Below are 19281 nucleotides of genomic sequence, written 5' to 3'. Positions count from 1 at the left end.
TAGTCTGATAGAATGGTAGTTTGAAAATGTAAATGATAGCTACTGTTCATAAAACATAGAAGGTATGTAGGGTGTTGTGAGAGGAGCTAGAAATTAGTACTTACCTGATTATTCCAACAACTCCAAAGATGTGATAAAAATTTCAACTACTCTTATCTATAATAAAGATACCTGTTCTTTGAAAATTGAATCCACTCCGTCTTGATTAGCGTGCCTGTGTAAGTAGGGACTGAGAGTATTTCCCTGTGAAGGGCAACTGGCACAAGACGTGTGTGAGAATTTTCTAACAGACACGGAGTTTATCGTTACCAGACTTAAACGATGCGACAAACTAGATAAAGGAGTTAATCATGAAAGTAGTAAACTTGTATGATTTGAAACAAATGGGAAATAAAGGTGGTTGTACCATCCAATTGATTCATCACTTTCCCTTTGGTATGGGCTTAGGACATCTCAAAAAAGACTACATTGAATTTAAACGCGTTGGTATCGTTGATGGGAAAGCAGTAGAAGTTACTCTTCGAGAACCTTATTCGAGAGATCTACTGCAGATTGTCAAGTCGATTAAGCAACGTCAGAAATTGATAGCTTATCGTTATAAAGAAGGAAAGCTGCTATTTGTTAAGAAGGAGGCATCAGATGTCCTCTGAACAACAGGAACGAATGGCAGTTCAATATGCAGAGCGTAGTCTTTTATTTACTGTAAGAAGTCTTTTAAAGATTCTAGAATGGTCTAGACGTCAGGCTTTAGCACAGGATTCCGCCTATAAGATAGGAGTGCAGAAATTAGAAGAATTGCTACAATCTCCTTATTCGATTGATACGATTAATCTGAAAAAAGATTTTTTAGACAAACCAATTGATATAGAGAAATTTAAGTCTTTTTTAGAAAAAGAAGAGATTCCTTTAGCCCTCGCTTGGCAAGGGGATTCTCTACATTTCTACACGAAAGACCGTTCGATTCTAGACAATCATTTAGACCATCTGTTAGAAAAAATGGTTAATGATCCGGAGAAATTAGCTGATTTTACCATGGATCAGTCATTAGACGATGCTATTGATGAAGCTAAATCCCAAATTACCTTTAGACAAGAAGGAGCCGTCAAACAGAAAGAGATGGTGAGATGATGTACAGTGGAAAGAAATTCCTACTATTCTCACTGTTAGGCATCTTACTAGGCTATCTTTTTCATCGTTTGACGCTTTTGTATGATTCCTATACTGGAAATAGCTTAGATAAATGGACTCATCTCCTGATGGAAGGTCAAGATGAAGTTATTCAGTCGCCATGGAATGTTTCCTTTACTGGAAAATCAAGTGCTTTTTTTCTACTAGGTTTTGTGATGATGTTACTAGTTTATCTCTATCTAGAGACTGGTAAAAAACAATACCGAGAAGGAGTAGAATACGGGAGCGCCCGTTTTGGAACTCTAAAAGAAAAGAAGCTCTTTTACGGTAAGGAATTTTCTCATGATACGATCTTAGCACAAGATGTTCGTCTGACATTATTAGATAAAAAACCACCCCAATATGATAGAAATAAGAATATTGCGGTAATAGGAGGTTCAGGAAGTGGGAAGACATTTCGCTTTGTGAAACCCAATCTGATTCAGATGAATAGTTCAAATATTGTCGTGGATCCTAAAGATCACTTGGCCGAGAAAACAGGCAAACTCTTTTTAGAACATGGCTACCAAGTAAAGGTGTTAGATTTAGTCAATATGAAGAACTCAGATGGCTTCAATCCTTTTCGCTATATAGAGACAGAAAATGATTTGAATCGCATGCTGACGGTTTATTTCAATAACACCAAAGGCTCTGGCTCCCGTAGTGATCCATTTTGGGATGAAGCTTCTATGACTTTGGTACGAGCTTTAGCCTCCTACTTGGTCGATTTCTATAATCCACCCAAAACAAGAGAACAGCTCATTGAAGAGAGTCGTTTGAGTCAAACAGAATACCAAAACTTGTTGAAACGTCAAAAAAAAGAAGTGGAAGAGCGAAAAAAACGAGGGCGTTATCCAAGTTTTGCTGAAATCTCAAAACTCATTAAACACTTATCCAAGGGTGAAAACCAAGATAAAAGTGTCTTAGAAATTCTATTTGAAAATTATGCTAAAAAGTATGGAACTGAAAATTTTACCATGCGAAATTGGGCAGACTTTCAAAATTATAAGGATAAGACTCTGGATTCTGTTATAGCTGTAACCACTGCTAAATTTGCCCTCTTCAATATTCAAAGTGTCATGGATTTGACCAAAAAAGATACCCTTGATATGAAGACATGGGGCCAGGAAAAATCAATGGTTTACCTAGTTATCCCAGATAACGATAGTACCTTTCGCTTTCTTTCAGCCCTCTTTTTTTCAACCGTATTTCAAACCCTAACAAGACAAGCAGATATTGATTTTAAGGGTCAATTGCCTCTTCATGTGAGAGTCTACTTAGATGAGTTCGCAAATATCGGAGAAATTCCAGATTTTGCTGAACAAACCTCAACAGTTCGTTCTCGTAATATGAGTCTCGTTCCCATTCTTCAAAATATTGCCCAACTTCAAGGGCTCTATAAAGAAAAAGAAGCTTGGAAAACCATTTTGGGGAACTGTGATAGTTTAGTCTACTTAGGTGGTAATGATGAAGATACATTTAAATTTATGAGTGGGTTACTCGGTAAACAAACCATTGATGTTCGAAATACTAGTCGTTCCTTTGGCCAGGCAGGTTCAGGATCCCTTTCTCATCAAAAGATTGCTCGTGATTTAATGACACCCGATGAGGTTGGAAATATGAAACGGCATGAATGCCTGGTTCGAATTGCCAATATGCCTGTCTTTAAAAGCAAAAAATACAATTCAACCAAGCATCCAAACTGGAAGTACCTAGCTAATCAAGAAAGCGATGAACGGTGGTGGAACTATCAAATCAATCCTTTGAATCAAAGACAAGAAAATCATCTTGATGGCCTTAGAATTCGTGATTTAACTTTTGAATCTAGTTTAAAATAAAAATAGAAAAGAGGAAATAGATGATTACGCATTTTAAAGGTTTTGTTTATGGAGTAGACGCAAGTGCTATGTTTGCACAAGCTATGTCTTTGTTGCAGAAGGGATTGATTGCGGTTGGTGCCTTTCTCGTTGTTGTGGGGATTGTTAACCTTGCAACCAACATTAAAGATGGTGGCCCAGGTGTTCGGAATGCCATTCTTGAAATTGTCGGTGGTGTTATGGTAGGGGCTGCTGGAGCCTTTGTAACTCAAATTTCAATTTAGGAGGATAAACAATGACATGAATCTTAGTTTAGTCTCACCCTTTGTTTACCTTGCATCTGAAAAAATATCAGCTGAAAATTTATTTGAAGGATTTAATGTAGATTTACAATCTACGGTAGATCTGATTAAATCTCTATCTAGCTACAATCCAACAGTATGGACGTACATGTCTAGTATTACTAAAAGTGTCATGCAACCTCTTGGAGTTGCGATTTTATCAGTTGTTCTCATCCTAGAATTTTCGAAGATGGCAAAGAAGATTGCTAACTCAGGTGGAGCGATGACCTTTGAAGCATTAGCCCCGATGTTGATTAGTTATATCATGGTCGCAGTGGTAATTACCAACACTACCGTTATTGTAGAAGCTATCATCGGGATTGCGAGTCACGCCATTGAACAAGTGGCCTCGATTGTGGCTCACGGTGGCGCAAAGTATGATACCATCTCTGGATTAAAAGGGTCAGGATTTATTGGCCGGATGATTGTGGGCTTTTTCGCCCTCCTCATTTGGCTTGTTCGGATAGTAAGTGCAGCCATGGTCAATCTTTTGGTATCTATTCGATTTATTCAACTCTACCTTATGATTCCATTTGCCCCTCTTACGATTCCAACATTTTTAAGTGATGAATGGAAGTCTATTGGTATTGGCTATTTAAAAAATATTATGGTCTATGCGGTACAAGGGGTTCTCATTTTTCTGATTGTTTCTCTTGTTCCTTTATTTGAATCTGCTGGGAAAATAGCTGTTTCAAATGGTGCAGGAGTCCTGCAATCTCTTGCGATTATGTTTGGTAGTTTAATACAAGCTATCTTACTGATTATTGCCCTCGTTGGTTCTCAACGTACGGCTCGCTCAATCTTAGGTATGTAATTAGATAAAGGCTAGGAAGTGATTGCTTCTTAGCCTTTTTAGAAAGGAAAGTCATGAATACACGTGTCTTTAAAGACATTTCAAAATACCAACACAGGGCTTGGTTAGGTTTCACCACAAGACAAATCATCTTTGTTTTACCAGCCTTTATTGTCACAATTATTGTTTTGGGCTTGAATCTCTTTTTCTGGCAATTTGGAGATTGGTTTGTTTACGGTTTTGTATTTGCTTTTACCATCCCCCTCATGCTTTTTGGAGTCTATAAACCCAATGATTTATATTTTGAACATTATTTGAAATACCGTCTTCATTTTGAATTAACGGTTCCCCTACGCACAATTACAGGAAAGAAAGGACCTGAACATGAAAAGAAAATCAAATACATTAAAGAAACAAAAAGCTTCAATGACTAATAAAAAGGAAGAAGTTAAAGGAAAAAAAGAGGAAGTGTTACCATCAACGGCTAATACTCTTTCCTATCAAGCCCTGTATCAAAATGGTCTGATGCAGGTAAAAGAAGATTATTTCTCACAAAGCTATTTACTTGGTGATGTCAATTACCAGACCGTTGGTTTAGAAGATAAAGGCGCAATCATTGAGAAGTATTCTGATTTGATTAACTCTTTAGACGACCAAACCAACTTCCAATTGACTATCTTTAATAAAAGATTGAATTTAGAAAAGTTTAGACAAAGTGTTTTGTATGAGGAAAAAGAAGATGGATATGATACCTATCGTAAAGAATTGAATCGGATGATGAATCAGAATTTAGACAGTGGTGAAAATAATTTTTCAGCTGTGAAACTGATTAGTTTTGGTAGAAAGGATTCTAATCCAAAACAAGCCTATCGTTCCTTGTCTCAAATTGGCGAATATTTCAAGAGTGGTTTCTCAGAAATTGATGCTCGCTTTGAATCCTTGGCTGGAGAAGACCGTGTCAACTTGTTGGCAGATATGCTTAGAGGAGAACACCATCTTCCTTTTTCTTACCGTGATTTAACGAGATCCGGTCAGACAACTCGTCACTTCATAGCGCCTAATCTCTTGGATTTTAAAAACAAGAATTACCTACAAATCAATGACCGATTATTGCAGATTGTCTATGTGAGAGACTACGGCATGGAATTAGGGGATCAGTTTATTCGAGATCTCATGCAAGGAGATTTGGAATTGATTGTGAGCCTCCATGCTCAAAGTTCGACCAAGGCAGATGCCATGAAGAAACTACGAACAAAGAAGACCTTAATGGAATCCCAAAAGATTGGGGAACAACAAAAACTAGCTCGTACAGGTATCTATTTGGAAAAAGTAGGTCATGTATTAGAAAGCAATATCGATGAAGCTGAGGAACTCTTAAAAACCATGACAGAGACAGGAGATAAACTATTTCAAACGGTCTTCTTGATTGGTGTTTTTGGTCAGGATGAAGAAGAACTTAAACAAGCTCTAGATACGATTCAACAAGTGGCCGGCTCAAATGACCTAATGATTGATAAACTTCCATATATGCAAGAAGCAGCCTTTAATAGTTTGCTGCCATTTGGTTGTGATTTTTTAGAGGGAGTATCACGGAGTTTATTAACGTCCAATGTAGCAGTGAACTCACCTTGGACTTCAGTAGACTTACAAGACCGTAGTGGGAAATATTACGGTATCAATCAAATCTCAAGCAATATTATTACCATTGATCGAAGCCTATTAAATACACCGTCTGGTCTGATTTTAGGAACATCTGGAGCTGGGAAAGGGATGGCAACCAAGCATGAGATTATCACGACCAAAATCAAGGAATCTGGTGAAAATACTGAAATTATCATTGTGGATCCAGAAGCAGAGTACAGTGTCATTGGACGGGCTTTTGGTGGAGAAATGATTGATATTGCGCCAGATTCCCAAACCTATCTCAATGTCCTTGACTTGTCTGAAGAAAATATGGATGAAGATCCTGTAAAGGTAAAATCAGAATTTCTTTTATCCTTTATTGGCAAGTTATTGGATAGAAAAATGGATGGAAGAGAAAAATCGATTATCGACCGAGTTACCAGACTCACCTATCAGTCATTTAAAGAGCCCTCTTTGGAAGAATGGGTCTTTGTCTTGAGTCAACAGCCAGAAGAAGAAGCGCAGAATTTGGCACTTGATATGGAACTGTATGTCGAAGGTTCTCTTGATATTTTTTCTCATAAGACCAATATTCAGACAGGATCTAATTTCTTGATTTATAACGTTAAGAAGTTAGGAGATGAGCTGAAACAAATCGCCCTTATGGTTGTTTTTGATCAGATATGGAATCGTGTCGTTCGGAATCAAAAATTAGGGAAGAAGACCTGGATTTATTTTGATGAAATGCAGCTTCTCTTATTAGATAAATATGCCAGTGATTTCTTCTTTAAATTGTGGAGTCGTGTCAGAAAATATGGAGCTAGTCCGACTGGGATAACCCAAAATGTCGAAACCTTATTGTTAGATCCAAACGGTAGACGGATTATTGCCAATAGTGAGTTTATGATTCTCCTCAAGCAAGCAAAAAATGACCGAGAAGAACTAGTTCAACTCTTAGGCTTGTCAAAAGAACTCGAAAAATACCTTGTCAATCCAGAAAAAGGGGCAGGACTGATAAAAGCTGGTTCAGTTGTCGTACCCTTTAAAAATAAGATTCCTCAAGGTACTCAATTGTTTGATATCATGAGTACGGATCCTGATAAAATGGCTTCTAATTAAGGGGAAGGTAAATGAAGGATAAAAAAGAAATCATACGTGCCCGAAAGGCATTTAGAAGAAGCCTAAAAGATGAGAAAAAATTCTTGAAAAAAGGAAAGAAGGAGGTGAGGAAACAGAAAAAAGATTCCGCTGTACTGGATGATAAAGCATGGAAAAAAGAGATAAAGCAAAAGCTAGAGGAGATGAGAGAAGCTTCAAAGGAGAGAGTAAAACAAGCAAATGAAGACTACAATCATATTCTTCAAAATAGTCCTCCATCTCTTTTGACTCGTAAAGAATTAAGAGACAGACGATTGCCTCATGCTAGGAAACGATTGAAAATAGCCAAGAAGCAATTTAGAGAAGCCAAGGTAGAAGCAAAAGAAGAAAGAAAAGAGAGTCGTAAAGAAAGAAAAACCAATCAAAAATTTCTCTACGGTCAGGAATCGAAAGCAAAATCTAATTTTTTCTTTCAAGGGAAGAGTTTAGAAGAATTAAAAGCTAAGAAAGAAGTCAAGGCCGCAAAAGAGAATCTAAAATCTACTAAACAAGCCTATAAGTCCAAAAAAGTAAGTAGGAAAGCCAAAACTTTTCTTTATGTCCTTGGACGTGAAGGAGGAGAGTTAGCTTCAGAAAATGAAGATTTAGAAGGCTATCGCACACTTCAAGAGACCATTAGAAAAGGGAAACGCTACAGTCGGCTTTCTTATAACCTTGGAAAAGCTAGTGTCAAAACAGGACAAGCAACAGGTCGTTTTACCAAGAAAAGACTGAGCAACACAAAAGAGCGATACCATCATTTTAAAGATGGAAAAGGATGGAAACTAGCGAAAGATAACCCAAGTTCCTTTAAAAATCGGTTTCGAAAATTAAAGAAACAAGGTCTTACAAGTGTCCGAAATATCTATCAAAAACTAAAAGTAGCCTTTTCCTTCTTTACATTTGCGGCTGGAAATCCTGTAACCTGGATAGTTGGAGGAATAGTCTTTCTTCTCTTATTTATGATGAGCTTCTTTTTAGGATTTTCATCTGCTAGTTTGATTCAACAAGATGAATTTGAATTAACAAAAGCTTATACCCACCTAACTTGGGAAGATGCAGAACATACTCGCACAAATGACAAAGGAATTACTTATTACACAAAAGTTGATGATGTGATGGGGTATATGAACTTTAAATTCCATGACTATGAGTTACACAAACCAGTTCACTTATTTAGTTCAGAAACTTACAAGGATTATCTGTCTACTTTGTGGCATGATTTAAACGATGGGGAAGATTTGAAATCCATGCAAGACCTCTATGAAACTCCTAAGTATAAACTATCGAAAGACGATCAAGAGGAAATAAAGGAACTAAAAGAAGAGGGTGTGTATGCTTCCATGCAGGAATTAGACAATCCATTTGAGGGGAAAAGCAACGAAGATAGTCTAACCATGACTTATCGTTATGGATACTATGATTTAGACGGAAAACCTACTCTTCAAGAGTACATTCTACTAGAAGCGAAGGCTCACCAAACAATTGTCGCACCAATGGATGGAGTTGTATCTCTTGACGGAGATGATGTTATCCTTACTAACGGAAAAGGAGAGAATGAGAGTCGATTGACCTTGTATTCTATTCATAATGGCCGTGCGATTGAGGGAACAAGGGTCTTAACTGGTGATGTTATTGGTGAGACACCAGACGATACAGGTTTGAAAGTTTCCTATCAAAAGTATAAGAACAAGAAAGAAAAATTGGTGTATGTCAATCCGCAATTTTATTTTCCAAAAGTCATTCAACTTCAGACAACTATCTTACCTGCCATTGGTCAGTTTGGTGGGGATGAGTTTGAACGAGCAAAACATATTTATGAGTTTTTGAAATCTCAAGGGGCAAGTCCCCAAGCCATTGCGGCTATTTTAGGAAATTGGTCGGTAGAATCTTCTATCAATCCTAAACGAGCTGAAGGGGATTATTTATCTCCTCCAGTTGGCGCTACCGATTCCTCATGGGATGATGAAAGCTGGTTAGCGATTGGAGGTCCAGCCATTTATAGTGGTGCTTATCCTAATATCCTTCATAGAGGTTTGGGGTTAGGTCAATGGACGGATACCGCAGATGGGTCAACACGTCATACAGCTTTGTTAAATTATGCACGCACCCAAAATAAGAAATGGTATGATTTAGACCTCCAACTTGATTTTATGCTTCATGGGGATAGTCCTTACTATCAAAGTTGGTTAAAGGATTTCTTTAAAAATACGGGTAGTGCAGCCAATCTCGCCCAACTCTTCCTTACCTATTGGGAGGGAAATTCTGGTGACAAACTACTGGAAAGACAAACTAGAGCAACGGAATGGTATTATCAAATTGAAAAAGGCTTTAGTCAAACAAATGGAGGACAGGCAAAAAGTGACCCACAATCCCTTGAAGGGGTTCGTGGGGACTTGTATGATCATTCTGTTCCTGGTGGTGGAGATGGTATGGCCTATGCCTATGGACAATGTACATGGGGTGTTGCGGCTCGTATGAACCAGTTAGGATTAAAGCTAAAAGGTAGAAACGGAGAGAAGATTTCAATCATTAATACCATGGGAAATGGTCAGGACTGGGTTACGACAGCTTCAAGTCTTGGTGGGGAAACTGGCTCTACACCAAGAGCAGGTGCCATTGTTTCTTTTGTGGGAGGTACACATGGCACACCAGCCATCTACGGTCATGTGGCTTTTGTAGAGAAGGTATATGATGATGGTTCTTTCCTCGTGTCCGAAACCAACTATGGTGGCAACCCTAACTATACCTTTAGAAAAATCTCTCAAGCAGATAGTGCCATTAGTTTTGCTTATACTACGAAATAGAAGAGTTTACACTTGAAATTTTAACCATTTTCAGGTAGAATAAATAGTGTAGATGAGTAGTCGGCTCATGGTCAATCTGATAGTAATCTTGGACATAAGGGCCAAGCGGTGGCGGACACCAGAACGAAATCCGATAGCAATCTTGGACGTAAGGGCCAAGCGGTGGCAGACACCAGAATAAACCGACTGACTAGGTGGCTTACAGACTCTGTAAACCACCTTTTTTGTGAGGAAAATATGGCAAATTCTAGAGATTATCGTAATCCAAATTACACCGAAAAAATAAAACTTCAGCGTTTTTTTACTCAGTTACAAATCGCGGCTTCTTTTTTTAAAGAACACTTCGTTGGCAAAATCATGTATTATGAAACAGAAATAGAAAGTGTTGAACTTCATTTTTCACCTACTAATTTCATGCACCTATGTGGTGTTGATTACCGAAAAGGTGCAGGCAGTTTCTTTGACGATTGTTTAAATAGGCATGTCATAATTGATGAGTTGAAAATAAAAAAAGATGGAACCACAATGCAAAAGTTACAGGTTTTAGGATCCATTGAGGAGTTATTGGGAACGCATGTTCATTTAACTGGTTCAGGACGTTATTTGTATTTAGAGTTTGATTATGCTCTACGTACAAGAAAACAGATACTAGCATTAACATTGAAAGAGACATCAAGGAAAATTGTTCCTCAATCTTTATTAGATTTGAAGAGAAAGACAGTATTTCCAAAAGGTCAAAAAGTAATTTCAATTTACTCAAAACATTTACAAACGTCGGAACTTTTTTATTATTTAAAAGATTAGTTTAGATATCTTTTGTGGCATAAAATATATTTTTATCATTTTAAGGAGAACGTAGTTTTGGCTCGTTCTCTTTTTTGTTGTGATACTTCTTTCAAGGAATATTTGGTAGGATTGGAGTGAAAAAAGATTAACTAAGAAAGAAGGAAGTATATGGAAGCCATTTATCAACGTGATTCGGATCAAGATGGACTGACTGACGCTCAAGAATTTGCGCTAGGAACCAATCCTCTTAGCGCAGATTCTGATGGTGATGGTCGTTCAGATTTAGTGGAAATAGAAGAAGGAACCAATCCCTTAGAAAAGGATTTACAAGACATAGACCAAACAAGTATCACTGAACCGTCCTCAGTATTTATGGAAATGAAACAAAAGATTTCAGATATGATGGAGAGTCACTACAAGGAATTTATACAGGCTCTGATTAGTATTGAAACAGGGATTGAAAACCAACAAGACCTAGAAGACTTATATACTTACTACATGAGAACGGATGCCGTTTCTCTTTTATCTATTGATTTAGAAATCAGTCCTCAAAAGGTTGAAATGGAGATAGAGTTGTAGGGGAATCATGCGATTCTCCTATTTTCGTATAGATGAAAGGAGCGAGTATGGAAGTAATACAATTATTGGCTATGTTTCGTGGAACAATTCCAAAAGATAGGGAGAAAATGGACTTATTTCTTCGTTATCAAGCGCAACATTTTGATGAGAAATGGCAGAATTTGGTAGAGAGTTTTTTGACTGAAGAGGGCAAGATAGAGGAGATACCTCATGTCTATTCGTTTCATCAAGATATTATCTCTTTCCTAGAGGCCAGTTCTGAAAATAATGACCAAGATTTAGAAAGTTACACAAGAAATTTTGGACAAGCAGGTCTAAGTAAATTATCTCAATTAAGTAATTTTGAGAAAAACTTGGTGCTAGAAGTCGCAACCTATAATCTTTTCACTCGATTTTACATCCAATCTGAGAAAGAGAAGCTAACACCATTAAGTGAGCTTGTATTTCATCAGAATCAGGATGTCAATTTAGTCAATGTCTATCGGGTTGCGAATAATCTATCTGACCGCATTAGTAGAGATATAGAGGAGTTTCTTCTAATGGTTGATTCCAAAGAACTAAAAAAAGAAGTTCTTGAGATTCATTTTGAAGAAAAAGAAGGAGATGTTCTAGCCTATTTGGGTTCAGAATTGATGGCTACTTTAGATATCGTTACGGATCTTGTCCATCATGAAGAAAACTACACACAACTCCCACTGACACAAAAGCTGAAAATTATTACTTATTTTGATGAAGTAAAGGCTATAAGAGAAAAGTCTAAGCAAGTAACGGAAGCGGTCTTACCTTTAGATAATATTGACCAGGTAGAAGAAAATGTGGAAGTTCATTCCCTATCTAAAGTAGATAAAATTGTAGAAGAAGCTTTGAGGGAATATCCAATCGGTTCACAAGTAAGTTATAAAGGACAAGTATTTCAGTTGGTTTCGATTGAAAATGCACACTTAAATGACTTAGTTCGCCTAGAGCTATTCAATGATTCCAACCAGTTATTTGAAGAAAATCCTATCTTATACTTGGACAGTTTAGAAGAGATTGAACAAGTATTGTCTCTCGTAGAACTTGAAAAAGAAGATTCAGAGATTGAGATTGATTCATCAAGTGAAAGTCAGGAAATAGATTTGTTTTCCTATCTGGAAGAAGAAAATGAAAATGAAAAGGAAAAAGATAAGGAAACAGAAACGCTTATTTCAGATATAGAAGAGACGGATGTCTCTGTTCAAGATTTTGTTTTTCCAGATGATTTAGAGGACTTTTATCCTAATACAAATCGAGAAAAAATTGAAACGAATATCGCCGCAATTGAACTTGTTAAAAGATTAGAAAAAGAGGGACGACAAGCGACCCCAGAAGAACAAGAGCTACTAGCCAAGTATGTCGGCTGGGGCGGTCTTGCCAATGAATTTTTCGATGAACTCAACCCAAAGTATGAAACAGAACGTTTAACTCTTAAGAGCTTAGTAGGTAAATCAGAATACTCCACTATGAAACAAAGTTCTCTCACAGCCTATTATACAGACCCAATGATTATTCGCCAGATTTGGCAAAAGTTACTGGATGATGGTTTTGAGGGAGGAAGGATATTAGATCCTTCTATGGGGACTGGGAACTTCTTTGCGGCTATGCCTAGAAGTATACGAGAGAAATCAGAACTCTATGGAGTTGAATTAGACAGCGTGACAGGCGCAATCGCAAAACAACTCCACCCCAATACCCATATTGAAGTGAGAGGATTTGAAGAAGTTCCCTATCAAAATAATAGTTTTGATTTAGTCTTAACGAATGTTCCGTTTGGAAATTTTCGGATTGCAGATAAAAACTATGATAAACCTTATATGATTCATGATTACTTTGTCAAACACTCACTTGATTTAGTAAGAGATGGAGGACAAGTGTCGATTATCTCATCTATCGGGACAATGGATAAGCGGACAGATAATGTCTTACAAGAAATTAAATCCAACACTCATTTTTTAGGGGGAGTTCGGTTGCCAGATACGGCTTTTAAAAAGATTGCAGGTACTCGAGTGACCACAGACCTCCTCTTCTTTCAAAAGGATCAAGCAAAGAATCTTAATGAAGATGAGCTTGTCTTTAGTGGCTCTATTCCCTTTGAAGAGGATAAACGTGTCTGGATTAATCCATATTTTGATGGGAAATACAATACACAAGTTTTGGGTCAATATGAGGTACGTAATTTTAATGGAGGAACTCTCAATGTTAAGGGGGTATCAGAAACATTAACTACTGACATTATGGAAGCGTTAGAGAATGTGGAAGAACCTAAACCAATTGACAATTCTTTGAAAGCACCTGTTTTTATCCAAGAAGAAGTGGATAATTCTATTCCAAGTCGTATACGTGAGGACTTAGCGCTCTATTCTTTTGGATATGAGGGAAATCAAATTTATTACCGAGATACGCATGGCATTCGGAAAAGTTCAAAAGTAGACGAAATTAGTTATTATGTAGATGAGAAGGGAGATTTTAGAGCTTGGGACAGTTCTTTGTCTGAACATAAAATAGACCGATTCGTGCAACTTCATTTGACAGATGAGGAAGCACTAGATGTTTACAAGTCAGAAGAAGCGAGTAAAAGAGGGAAATATAAGGGCTTGTTCAAAAAAACTGTCTTTTATGAAAGTCCCTTATCGGATAAGGATATTAGTCGTATTAAGGGCATGGTTGATTTGAGAGAGACCTATCAAGCCTTAATTGAAATTCAACGTCATCAAGATTATAGTCGGACAGAATTTCAGGTGTTACTTAGTAAACTCAATCATAACTATGACCGCTTTGTAAGTCAATTTGGATACTTGAATTCCTCAGTCAATCGGAACTTATTTGATAGTGACGATAAGTATTCTTTACTAGCAAGTTTAGAAGATGAATACATCGATTCTAAAGACCAGAAAGTAAAATATAAAAAATCTTTAGCCTTTGAGAAAGCATTGGTTAGACCAGAGAGAGAGATTACAAGAGTATCAACGGCTTTAGATGCCTTAAACTCCAGTTTATCGGATGGTAGAGGAGTTGATTTAGACTATATGGTATCAATTTATCCCGAACATAGCCAAGCTGCTATTTTAGATGAGTTAGGTGACCAGGTTTTAATGGATCCAGAAAGTTATTTAAGAGGGGAAAGAAAATATCTTTCTAAGAACCAGTTTTTGTCAGGAGATATTCTCAATAAGATAGAAGTAGTTCAACTATTAGTAGATGAAAACAACCAAGAATTTGACTGGTCTCATGCTTTAGATTTGTTAGAATCTGTTCGCCCTCCACGGATTCATCTGGCAGATATTGAGTTCAAAATAGGGTCACGTTGGATTCCTCAATCCGTTTATGGTAAATTTGCCTTTGAATGTTTTACCAATCGTGAATTTGAATTGTCTTCGCCAGATGTTGAACAAGTCATTGAAGTGAATCCTGTCGATGGCCAGGTTCATTTAAGGACATCATTTGTTTATCGCTATCCAAGTGCCAAAGATAGTAGTCTTGGAGTTAGTGGGTCACGTTATGATACAGGAAGAAAGATTTTTGAGAATTTACTTAATTCGAACCAACCGACGATTACCATGACTGTTACGGAAGGGGAAAAGAAAAAGACTATCACAGATTTGGAAAAAACCTCTGTTCTAAGAGCAAAAGAGCAGCATTTACAAGAGCTCTTTCAAGAATTTGTCTCACGGTATCCAGAAGTCCAACAGGTCATTGAGGAAAGCTATAATCGTCTTTATAATCGAACAGTTAGTCGAGAGTATGATGGTAGCCATCTAGTCATTGATGGCTTGGCACAAAACATCAGTCTTCGTCCTCATCAAGAGAATGCTATTCAAAGAATCGTAGAAGAAAAAAGAGCTTTATTAGCTCATGAGGTAGGTTCAGGAAAGACCTTGACCATGCTTGGTGCTGGGTTTAAATTAAAGGAGTTGGGGATGGTTCATAAGCCCTTGTATGTGGTGCCCTCTAGTTTGTCTGCTCAGTTTGGCCAAGAAATCATGAAATTTTTCCCTACTAAAAAAGTCTTTGTGACCACTAAGAAAGATTTTGTGAAGGCGAGAAGAAAACAATTTGTGTCACGTATCATTACAGGAGATTACGATGCCATTGTCATTGGGGATTCTCAATTTGAAAAAATCCCTGTCAGTAAGGAAAGACAGATGAATTATATCGAGGACAAACTCAATGAACTACGAGAGATTAAAACACATTCTGAAAATAAGTACACCGTTAAAGAAGCAGAGCAATCAATAAGTGGTCTTGAGAGACAATTGGAAGAACTCCAACGCTTTAATCGTGATAGTTTTATTGATTTTGAGAACTTAGGAATTGATTTTCTCTTTGTGGATGAAGCACATCACTTTAAAAATATACGTCCAATTACTGGACTTGGAAATGTAGCAGGGATTACCAATACAACGTCTAAGAAGAATGTGGATATGGAAATGAAGGTTCGACAGATTCAGGAAGAACATGATTTTAAAAACATTGTCTTTGCGACAGGAACACCTGTTTCCAATTCTATTAGTGAGTTATATACTATGATGAACTACATTCAACCAGATATCTTAAAACGCTATCAAGTTGATTATTTTGACTCTTGGGTAGGTGCTTTTGGAGAAATTCAAAACTCTATGGAATTAGCTCCTACAGGGGATAAGTACCAACCTAAGAAACGATTTAAAAAGTTTGTCAATCTACCTGAGTTGATGAAAATCTATAAAGAAACAGCCGACATTCAAACACAAGATATGTTGGATTTACCTGTTCCAGAAGCTCATATTATCCCTATTGAGAGTGAGTTAACTGAAAACCAGAAACTCTATTTAGAAGAATTAGTTATGAGGTCAGATATGGTCAAATGTGGAACAGTTGATCCGAGCCAGGATAACATGTTGAAGATTACGGGTGAGGCGCGGAAACTAGCTATTGATATGCGTTTATTGGACTCTAGTTATAGTCTAGCAGACAATCATAAACTGCTTCAGGTAGTGGATAATGTTGAAAGAATTTATCGTGAGGGAATGGAAAATAAGGCTACTCAGATGATTTTTTCAGATATTGGCACACCTAAGAAAAAAGATAATGGCTTTGATGTTTATTCTGAGATTAAGGCTTTATTAGTTGATAGAGGAATCCCTAGTATGGAAATTGCCTTTGTACATGATGCCAATAGTGATGAAAAGAAGAATAGCTTGTCTCGAAAGGTTAATGCAGGAGAGGTTCGGGTTCTTCTTGCCTCAACTGAAAAAGGAGGAACAGGTTTAAATGTTCAGAGCAAGATGAAAGCAGTTCACCATCTGGATGTACCGTGGAGACCAAGTGACATTCAGCAACGTAATGGACGTATTATCCGACAGGGAAATGAAAACAAGGAAGTGGATATTTACCACTATATTACCAAAGGTTCGTTTGATAATTATCTATGGGCAACTCAGGAGAACAAACTCCGTTATATTAAGCAGATTATGACTTCTAAGGAGCCGATTCGTGCTGCGGAAGATATTGATGAACAGACTATGACAGCTTCTGATTTTAAGGCACTAGCAACAGGTAATCCTTATCTCAAATATAAGATGGAACTAGAGAATGATCTAACTCTATTAGAAAATCAAAGACGCGCCTTTCAACGCAGCAAGGATCACTATCGTCATACAATCTCTTACTGTGAAGAAAATATGCCCATTCTTGAGAAACGATTAAGCAAGTATGAAGGCGACATTCAACAGTCTGAAATGTCGAAAGACCAATCATTTTCTATGACGATAGGTAAACAAGTTTTTGAGCAACGAGCTGAAGCAGGTGAATCCCTACACCGTCTTATCCGTCATAATCAATCTGACAGCAAAGAATTTCGAACCCTAGCAAGTTATCGAGGATTTGACATTAAAATGCTTAGTCTACCAACGAATCAGCCTCTTCCTGAAACCTTCTCTGTTAAGATTGTAGGAGAAAATCAGTATTCTGTCAGTTTGGATTTGTATTCTCCTTTGGGGACAATTCAAAGGCTTCAGCATACGATAGACCACATTAAAGATGACCAAGTGAAAACTCAGAACTTATTGGATGAATTAAAGGATAAATGGACTACTGCTAAGGTAGAAATTGAGAAAAATTTTCCAAAGGAAGAGGATTATCAAACTAAAAAGGCCGAATACGATGTACTCGCGCCATTGATTGAAACAGAAACGGATTTAGATATTATTGATCAGGCCTTACGACAATTCCACGAAAAAGGAAAAGAAAAGCAAGAACAACTTTCTTTTGAATTAGATTAAAAAATAGATATAAATAGCGGACAAGAAAAGAAAAGCGCGGTAGAATAAAGATAGAAAGAAACGAGGTAACGATTATGATGGAAGATACCTATTATCAATTAGAAGAGGCTTTGGTACAGGGATTTCAAACACCTGAAGAATACCAAGCCTACAAGGAGTTAAAGGAACATTATGAGGAAGTGACAGGGGATTACAGTTTTTCTAAACGAGAGCTCACTAGTCAATTGGAAATCGCTCTTCAGAATCATCAAGGTGTGGACTTTGAAGAACATGAAAAAGAAGAGTATTTGGACTTAGTTCAAAAATTAGAAGAGTTTGATTCCTCTCTTGCCACCCATTATCGTCAGTTGATTGATTAGAAAGGAGAAAGTCATGAATGATTTACTCCTTATCCCAGTAATTTTTTTAGCAGTAGGAGGAATTCTCATTCTTTTATGGAGACTCTTTCTTATTGCCAGTGGACTTTTCCTTATTGGTTTTATCAGTTTTCTTATTTTCGTGGAGGTCTATGGAATTTATCTGTTCTTTACTGAACCTAGTTTATATTTTGATGATATCAGACAACATGGTTTAACTAGTTTTACGGCTGTGTACTTTTTCATCAATCTGATGTTGGTTCTAGGATTTAGTTGGCGCTTCATTAACTCCATAAATAAGCATAAAATGTGAACTTTTTAGATAGTTAAAAGACTTTATTCAAAGGTAGGTTTGAATAGAGTTTTTTGTTGATGTGCTTATAATCCAGTCTCAATACTCTGTATTAGAAACAAAAAGAGATGAATTAAAATTAAAGTGTACAGAATGCTTTAGAGTTTCTATTTTTCTTATAATATATAGTAATTTCGGTACAAATTAACTTGTATATTCTATCTGGTTTAGTGTGATATATTCATTGTTAAATAAAAATATGAGTTCTCCTCTTATTTTAAAAAATAATTATTTTATAATTTTTTTTTATATTTAGTGTAAACTATTCATTGCGTCCCCAATACGGGAAGTTTGTTTCTGATTTTCATATTTGGATTATAATATTCTCATCAGAGTTACTTAAGGAGTAAGATATGAACCAGATTATGAAACAATATAAATTACTATATTTCTTGATTATTTTATTAAGTTTGACAAGTGCTCTTTTAATGACATTCTTCTCTCTGCAATTAGGAAGAATACTTGATAGTATATCTAATTCAAATAGTGGATTACTCTTTCATATCACTATTTCTGTAGGTTCGATTTTACTGTGGTTCTTGATTTCTTCTTCCTATTCCTATCTTAAAAACGAATATGTAAAAAAAGTTATTTTAGATCTAAAAAGGCGTCTCTTATTACATTATTTATCGCGTGAATTTAACCAAACTGACAACCGTAACCATTCAGATTTCTTAAATAATATCACCAAAAACAGTGACCTTATTCAAGAAAATTTATTAATCCCTAAAATCTCTCTAATTGCAAATTTAGGGAGCCTTATCATGAGTGTGGTTGCTATTATTTATATAGAATGGCGATTAGCATTAGTCTTCCTTTTATTGTCGAGTATAACGGTTTTCCTATCACAAATTCCTGGAAAGTTAATGACTAAATCAACAAATAATTATTCTCTACAAAATAATCACTATTTGTCAAAAATGACAAACTTTATTAATGGTTTTGAACAAATTAAGTTATTAAATATTCAAAGCTGGACCCAAGAAAAAATTCAGGGAATCAGTTTAGAATTTGAAGAGTCCAGAAAAACATATCAATTCTTAAAAGACTTAGCTTCAACTACTGGAATTTTACTAAGTTTTGGCTCTCAACTATCCTGTATGGTCGCTGGTATCTTTTTTGTAAGAAATAACTTACTGACTATTGGATTACTAGTAGCAAGTATTCAATTATTAAACGGTGTTTTTGCTCCATTACAATCTATTCTTTACAATAAAAATTTAATCAGCAGTAGCAAGTCCATTA

At 36.5% G+C, this 19281-nt stretch carries 15 protein-coding genes; 14 read left to right on the top strand and 1 reads right to left on the bottom strand.

Features of this window, described 5'->3' with window-relative positions:
• Window positions 1–350: 350 nt before the first annotated feature.
• From SMIDD28_RS05520 to SMIDD28_RS05485, 8 genes are read left to right on the top strand one after another with little or no spacing between them, the layout of a single operon-like run.
• Window positions 351–650, top strand: coding sequence for a hypothetical protein (locus tag SMIDD28_RS05520; RefSeq protein WP_061425196.1), 300 nt, complete (start codon window positions 351–353; stop codon window positions 648–650).
• Window positions 640–1128 (top strand): hypothetical protein, encoded by a 489-nt coding sequence (locus SMIDD28_RS05515; RefSeq protein WP_061425195.1) that lies wholly within the window; start codon window positions 640–642, stop codon window positions 1126–1128. The genes SMIDD28_RS05520 and SMIDD28_RS05515 overlap by 11 nt, the downstream gene beginning before the upstream one ends.
• Window positions 1128–3005, top strand: a complete 1878-nt coding sequence (locus tag SMIDD28_RS05510) for a VirD4-like conjugal transfer protein, CD1115 family (RefSeq protein ID WP_061425285.1) — start codon at window positions 1128–1130, stop codon at window positions 3003–3005. The genes SMIDD28_RS05515 and SMIDD28_RS05510 overlap by 1 nt, the downstream gene beginning before the upstream one ends.
• Before the next feature lie 20 nt (window positions 3006–3025).
• Window positions 3026–3268, top strand: coding sequence for a hypothetical protein (locus tag SMIDD28_RS05505; RefSeq protein WP_000627865.1), 243 nt, complete (start codon window positions 3026–3028; stop codon window positions 3266–3268).
• A 16-nt stretch (window positions 3269–3284) separates the two neighbouring features.
• Window positions 3285–4139, top strand: coding sequence for a VirB6/TrbL-like conjugal transfer protein, CD1112 family (locus tag SMIDD28_RS05500; protein ID WP_001054256.1), 855 nt, complete (start codon window positions 3285–3287; stop codon window positions 4137–4139).
• A gap of 53 nt (window positions 4140–4192) precedes the next feature.
• Window positions 4193–4552, top strand: coding sequence for a PrgI family protein (locus SMIDD28_RS05495; RefSeq protein ID WP_014713383.1), 360 nt, complete (start codon window positions 4193–4195; stop codon window positions 4550–4552).
• Complete coding sequence (locus tag SMIDD28_RS05490; protein WP_196756362.1) at window positions 4503–6860, top strand: VirB4-like conjugal transfer ATPase, CD1110 family; 2358 nt, start codon at window positions 4503–4505, stop codon at window positions 6858–6860. The genes SMIDD28_RS05495 and SMIDD28_RS05490 overlap by 50 nt, the downstream gene beginning before the upstream one ends.
• 11 nt (window positions 6861–6871) lie before the next feature.
• Entirely contained in the window at window positions 6872–9685 is a 2814-nt protein-coding gene (locus SMIDD28_RS05485; RefSeq protein ID WP_061425194.1) for a phage tail tip lysozyme, read from the top strand.
• Between the two features lie 30 nt (window positions 9686–9715).
• Here SMIDD28_RS05485 and SMIDD28_RS11880 read toward each other — a convergent pair whose 3' ends face one another.
• Window positions 9716–9904 carry a hypothetical protein gene (locus tag SMIDD28_RS11880; RefSeq protein ID WP_001860875.1) on the bottom strand — a complete coding sequence of 63 codons (189 nt, stop codon included), beginning with the start codon at window positions 9902–9904 and terminating at the stop codon, window positions 9716–9718.
• Between the two features lie 18 nt (window positions 9905–9922).
• Between SMIDD28_RS11880 and SMIDD28_RS05480 the strand changes: the two genes are divergently transcribed.
• From SMIDD28_RS05480 to SMIDD28_RS05455, 6 genes are all read left to right on the top strand, one after another.
• A complete protein-coding gene (locus tag SMIDD28_RS05480; RefSeq protein ID WP_061425283.1) occupies window positions 9923–10489 on the top strand; it encodes a PBECR4 domain-containing protein in 567 nt (188 codons plus the stop codon).
• 150 nt (window positions 10490–10639) lie between these two features.
• Window positions 10640–11050 carry a thrombospondin type 3 repeat-containing protein gene (locus tag SMIDD28_RS05475; RefSeq protein ID WP_061425193.1) on the top strand — a complete coding sequence of 137 codons (411 nt, stop codon included), beginning with the start codon at window positions 10640–10642 and terminating at the stop codon, window positions 11048–11050.
• Window positions 11051–11097: 47 nt separating this feature from the next.
• The gene (locus SMIDD28_RS05470; protein ID WP_196756361.1) at window positions 11098–17328 is read left to right on the top strand and encodes a DEAD/DEAH box helicase family protein; all 6231 of its coding nucleotides are present in this window, start codon (window positions 11098–11100) and stop codon (window positions 17326–17328) included.
• 74 nt (window positions 17329–17402) lie between these two features.
• Window positions 17403–17687, top strand: a complete 285-nt coding sequence (locus SMIDD28_RS05465; RefSeq protein WP_000969637.1) for a DUF5962 family protein — start codon at window positions 17403–17405, stop codon at window positions 17685–17687.
• Between the two features lie 13 nt (window positions 17688–17700).
• Window positions 17701–17997: a DUF5966 family protein gene (locus tag SMIDD28_RS05460; protein WP_000998890.1), complete on the top strand. Its 297-nt coding sequence runs from the start codon at window positions 17701–17703 to the stop codon at window positions 17995–17997.
• Between the two features lie 392 nt (window positions 17998–18389).
• Window positions 18390–19281: ABC transporter ATP-binding protein (locus SMIDD28_RS05455; protein WP_196756360.1), on the top strand; the 892-nt coding region annotated here is incomplete at its 3' end.

Source organism: Streptococcus mitis (assembly GCF_001579045.1).
Lineage (GTDB): Bacteria > Bacillota > Bacilli > Lactobacillales > Streptococcaceae > Streptococcus > Streptococcus mitis_D.
This window is presented reverse-complemented; position numbering and strand designations above follow the sequence as displayed.

Bases quoted from the DNA above. Each gene is read 5' to 3' on its own strand.
- SMIDD28_RS05470 (WP_196756361.1), top strand. From the start codon at position 11,098: ATGGAAGTAATACAATTATTGGCTATGTTTCGTGGAACAATTCCAAAA.
- SMIDD28_RS05490 (WP_196756362.1), top strand. From the start codon at position 4,503: ATGAAAAGAAAATCAAATACATTAAAGAAACAAAAAGCTTCAATGACT.
- SMIDD28_RS05520 (WP_061425196.1), top strand. From the start codon at position 351: ATGAAAGTAGTAAACTTGTATGATTTGAAACAAATGGGAAATAAAGGT.
- SMIDD28_RS05505 (WP_000627865.1), top strand. From the start codon at position 3,026: ATGATTACGCATTTTAAAGGTTTTGTTTATGGAGTAGACGCAAGTGCT.
- SMIDD28_RS05495 (WP_014713383.1), top strand. From the start codon at position 4,193: ATGAATACACGTGTCTTTAAAGACATTTCAAAATACCAACACAGGGCT.
- SMIDD28_RS05465 (WP_000969637.1), top strand. From the start codon at position 17,403: ATGATGGAAGATACCTATTATCAATTAGAAGAGGCTTTGGTACAGGGA.
- SMIDD28_RS05510 (WP_061425285.1), top strand. From the start codon at position 1,128: ATGTACAGTGGAAAGAAATTCCTACTATTCTCACTGTTAGGCATCTTA.
- SMIDD28_RS05500 (WP_001054256.1), top strand. From the start codon at position 3,285: ATGAATCTTAGTTTAGTCTCACCCTTTGTTTACCTTGCATCTGAAAAA.
- SMIDD28_RS05515 (WP_061425195.1), top strand. From the start codon at position 640: ATGTCCTCTGAACAACAGGAACGAATGGCAGTTCAATATGCAGAGCGT.
- SMIDD28_RS05485 (WP_061425194.1), top strand. From the start codon at position 6,872: ATGAAGGATAAAAAAGAAATCATACGTGCCCGAAAGGCATTTAGAAGA.
- SMIDD28_RS05460 (WP_000998890.1), top strand. From the start codon at position 17,701: ATGAATGATTTACTCCTTATCCCAGTAATTTTTTTAGCAGTAGGAGGA.
- SMIDD28_RS05475 (WP_061425193.1), top strand. From the start codon at position 10,640: ATGGAAGCCATTTATCAACGTGATTCGGATCAAGATGGACTGACTGAC.
- SMIDD28_RS05480 (WP_061425283.1), top strand. From the start codon at position 9,923: ATGGCAAATTCTAGAGATTATCGTAATCCAAATTACACCGAAAAAATA.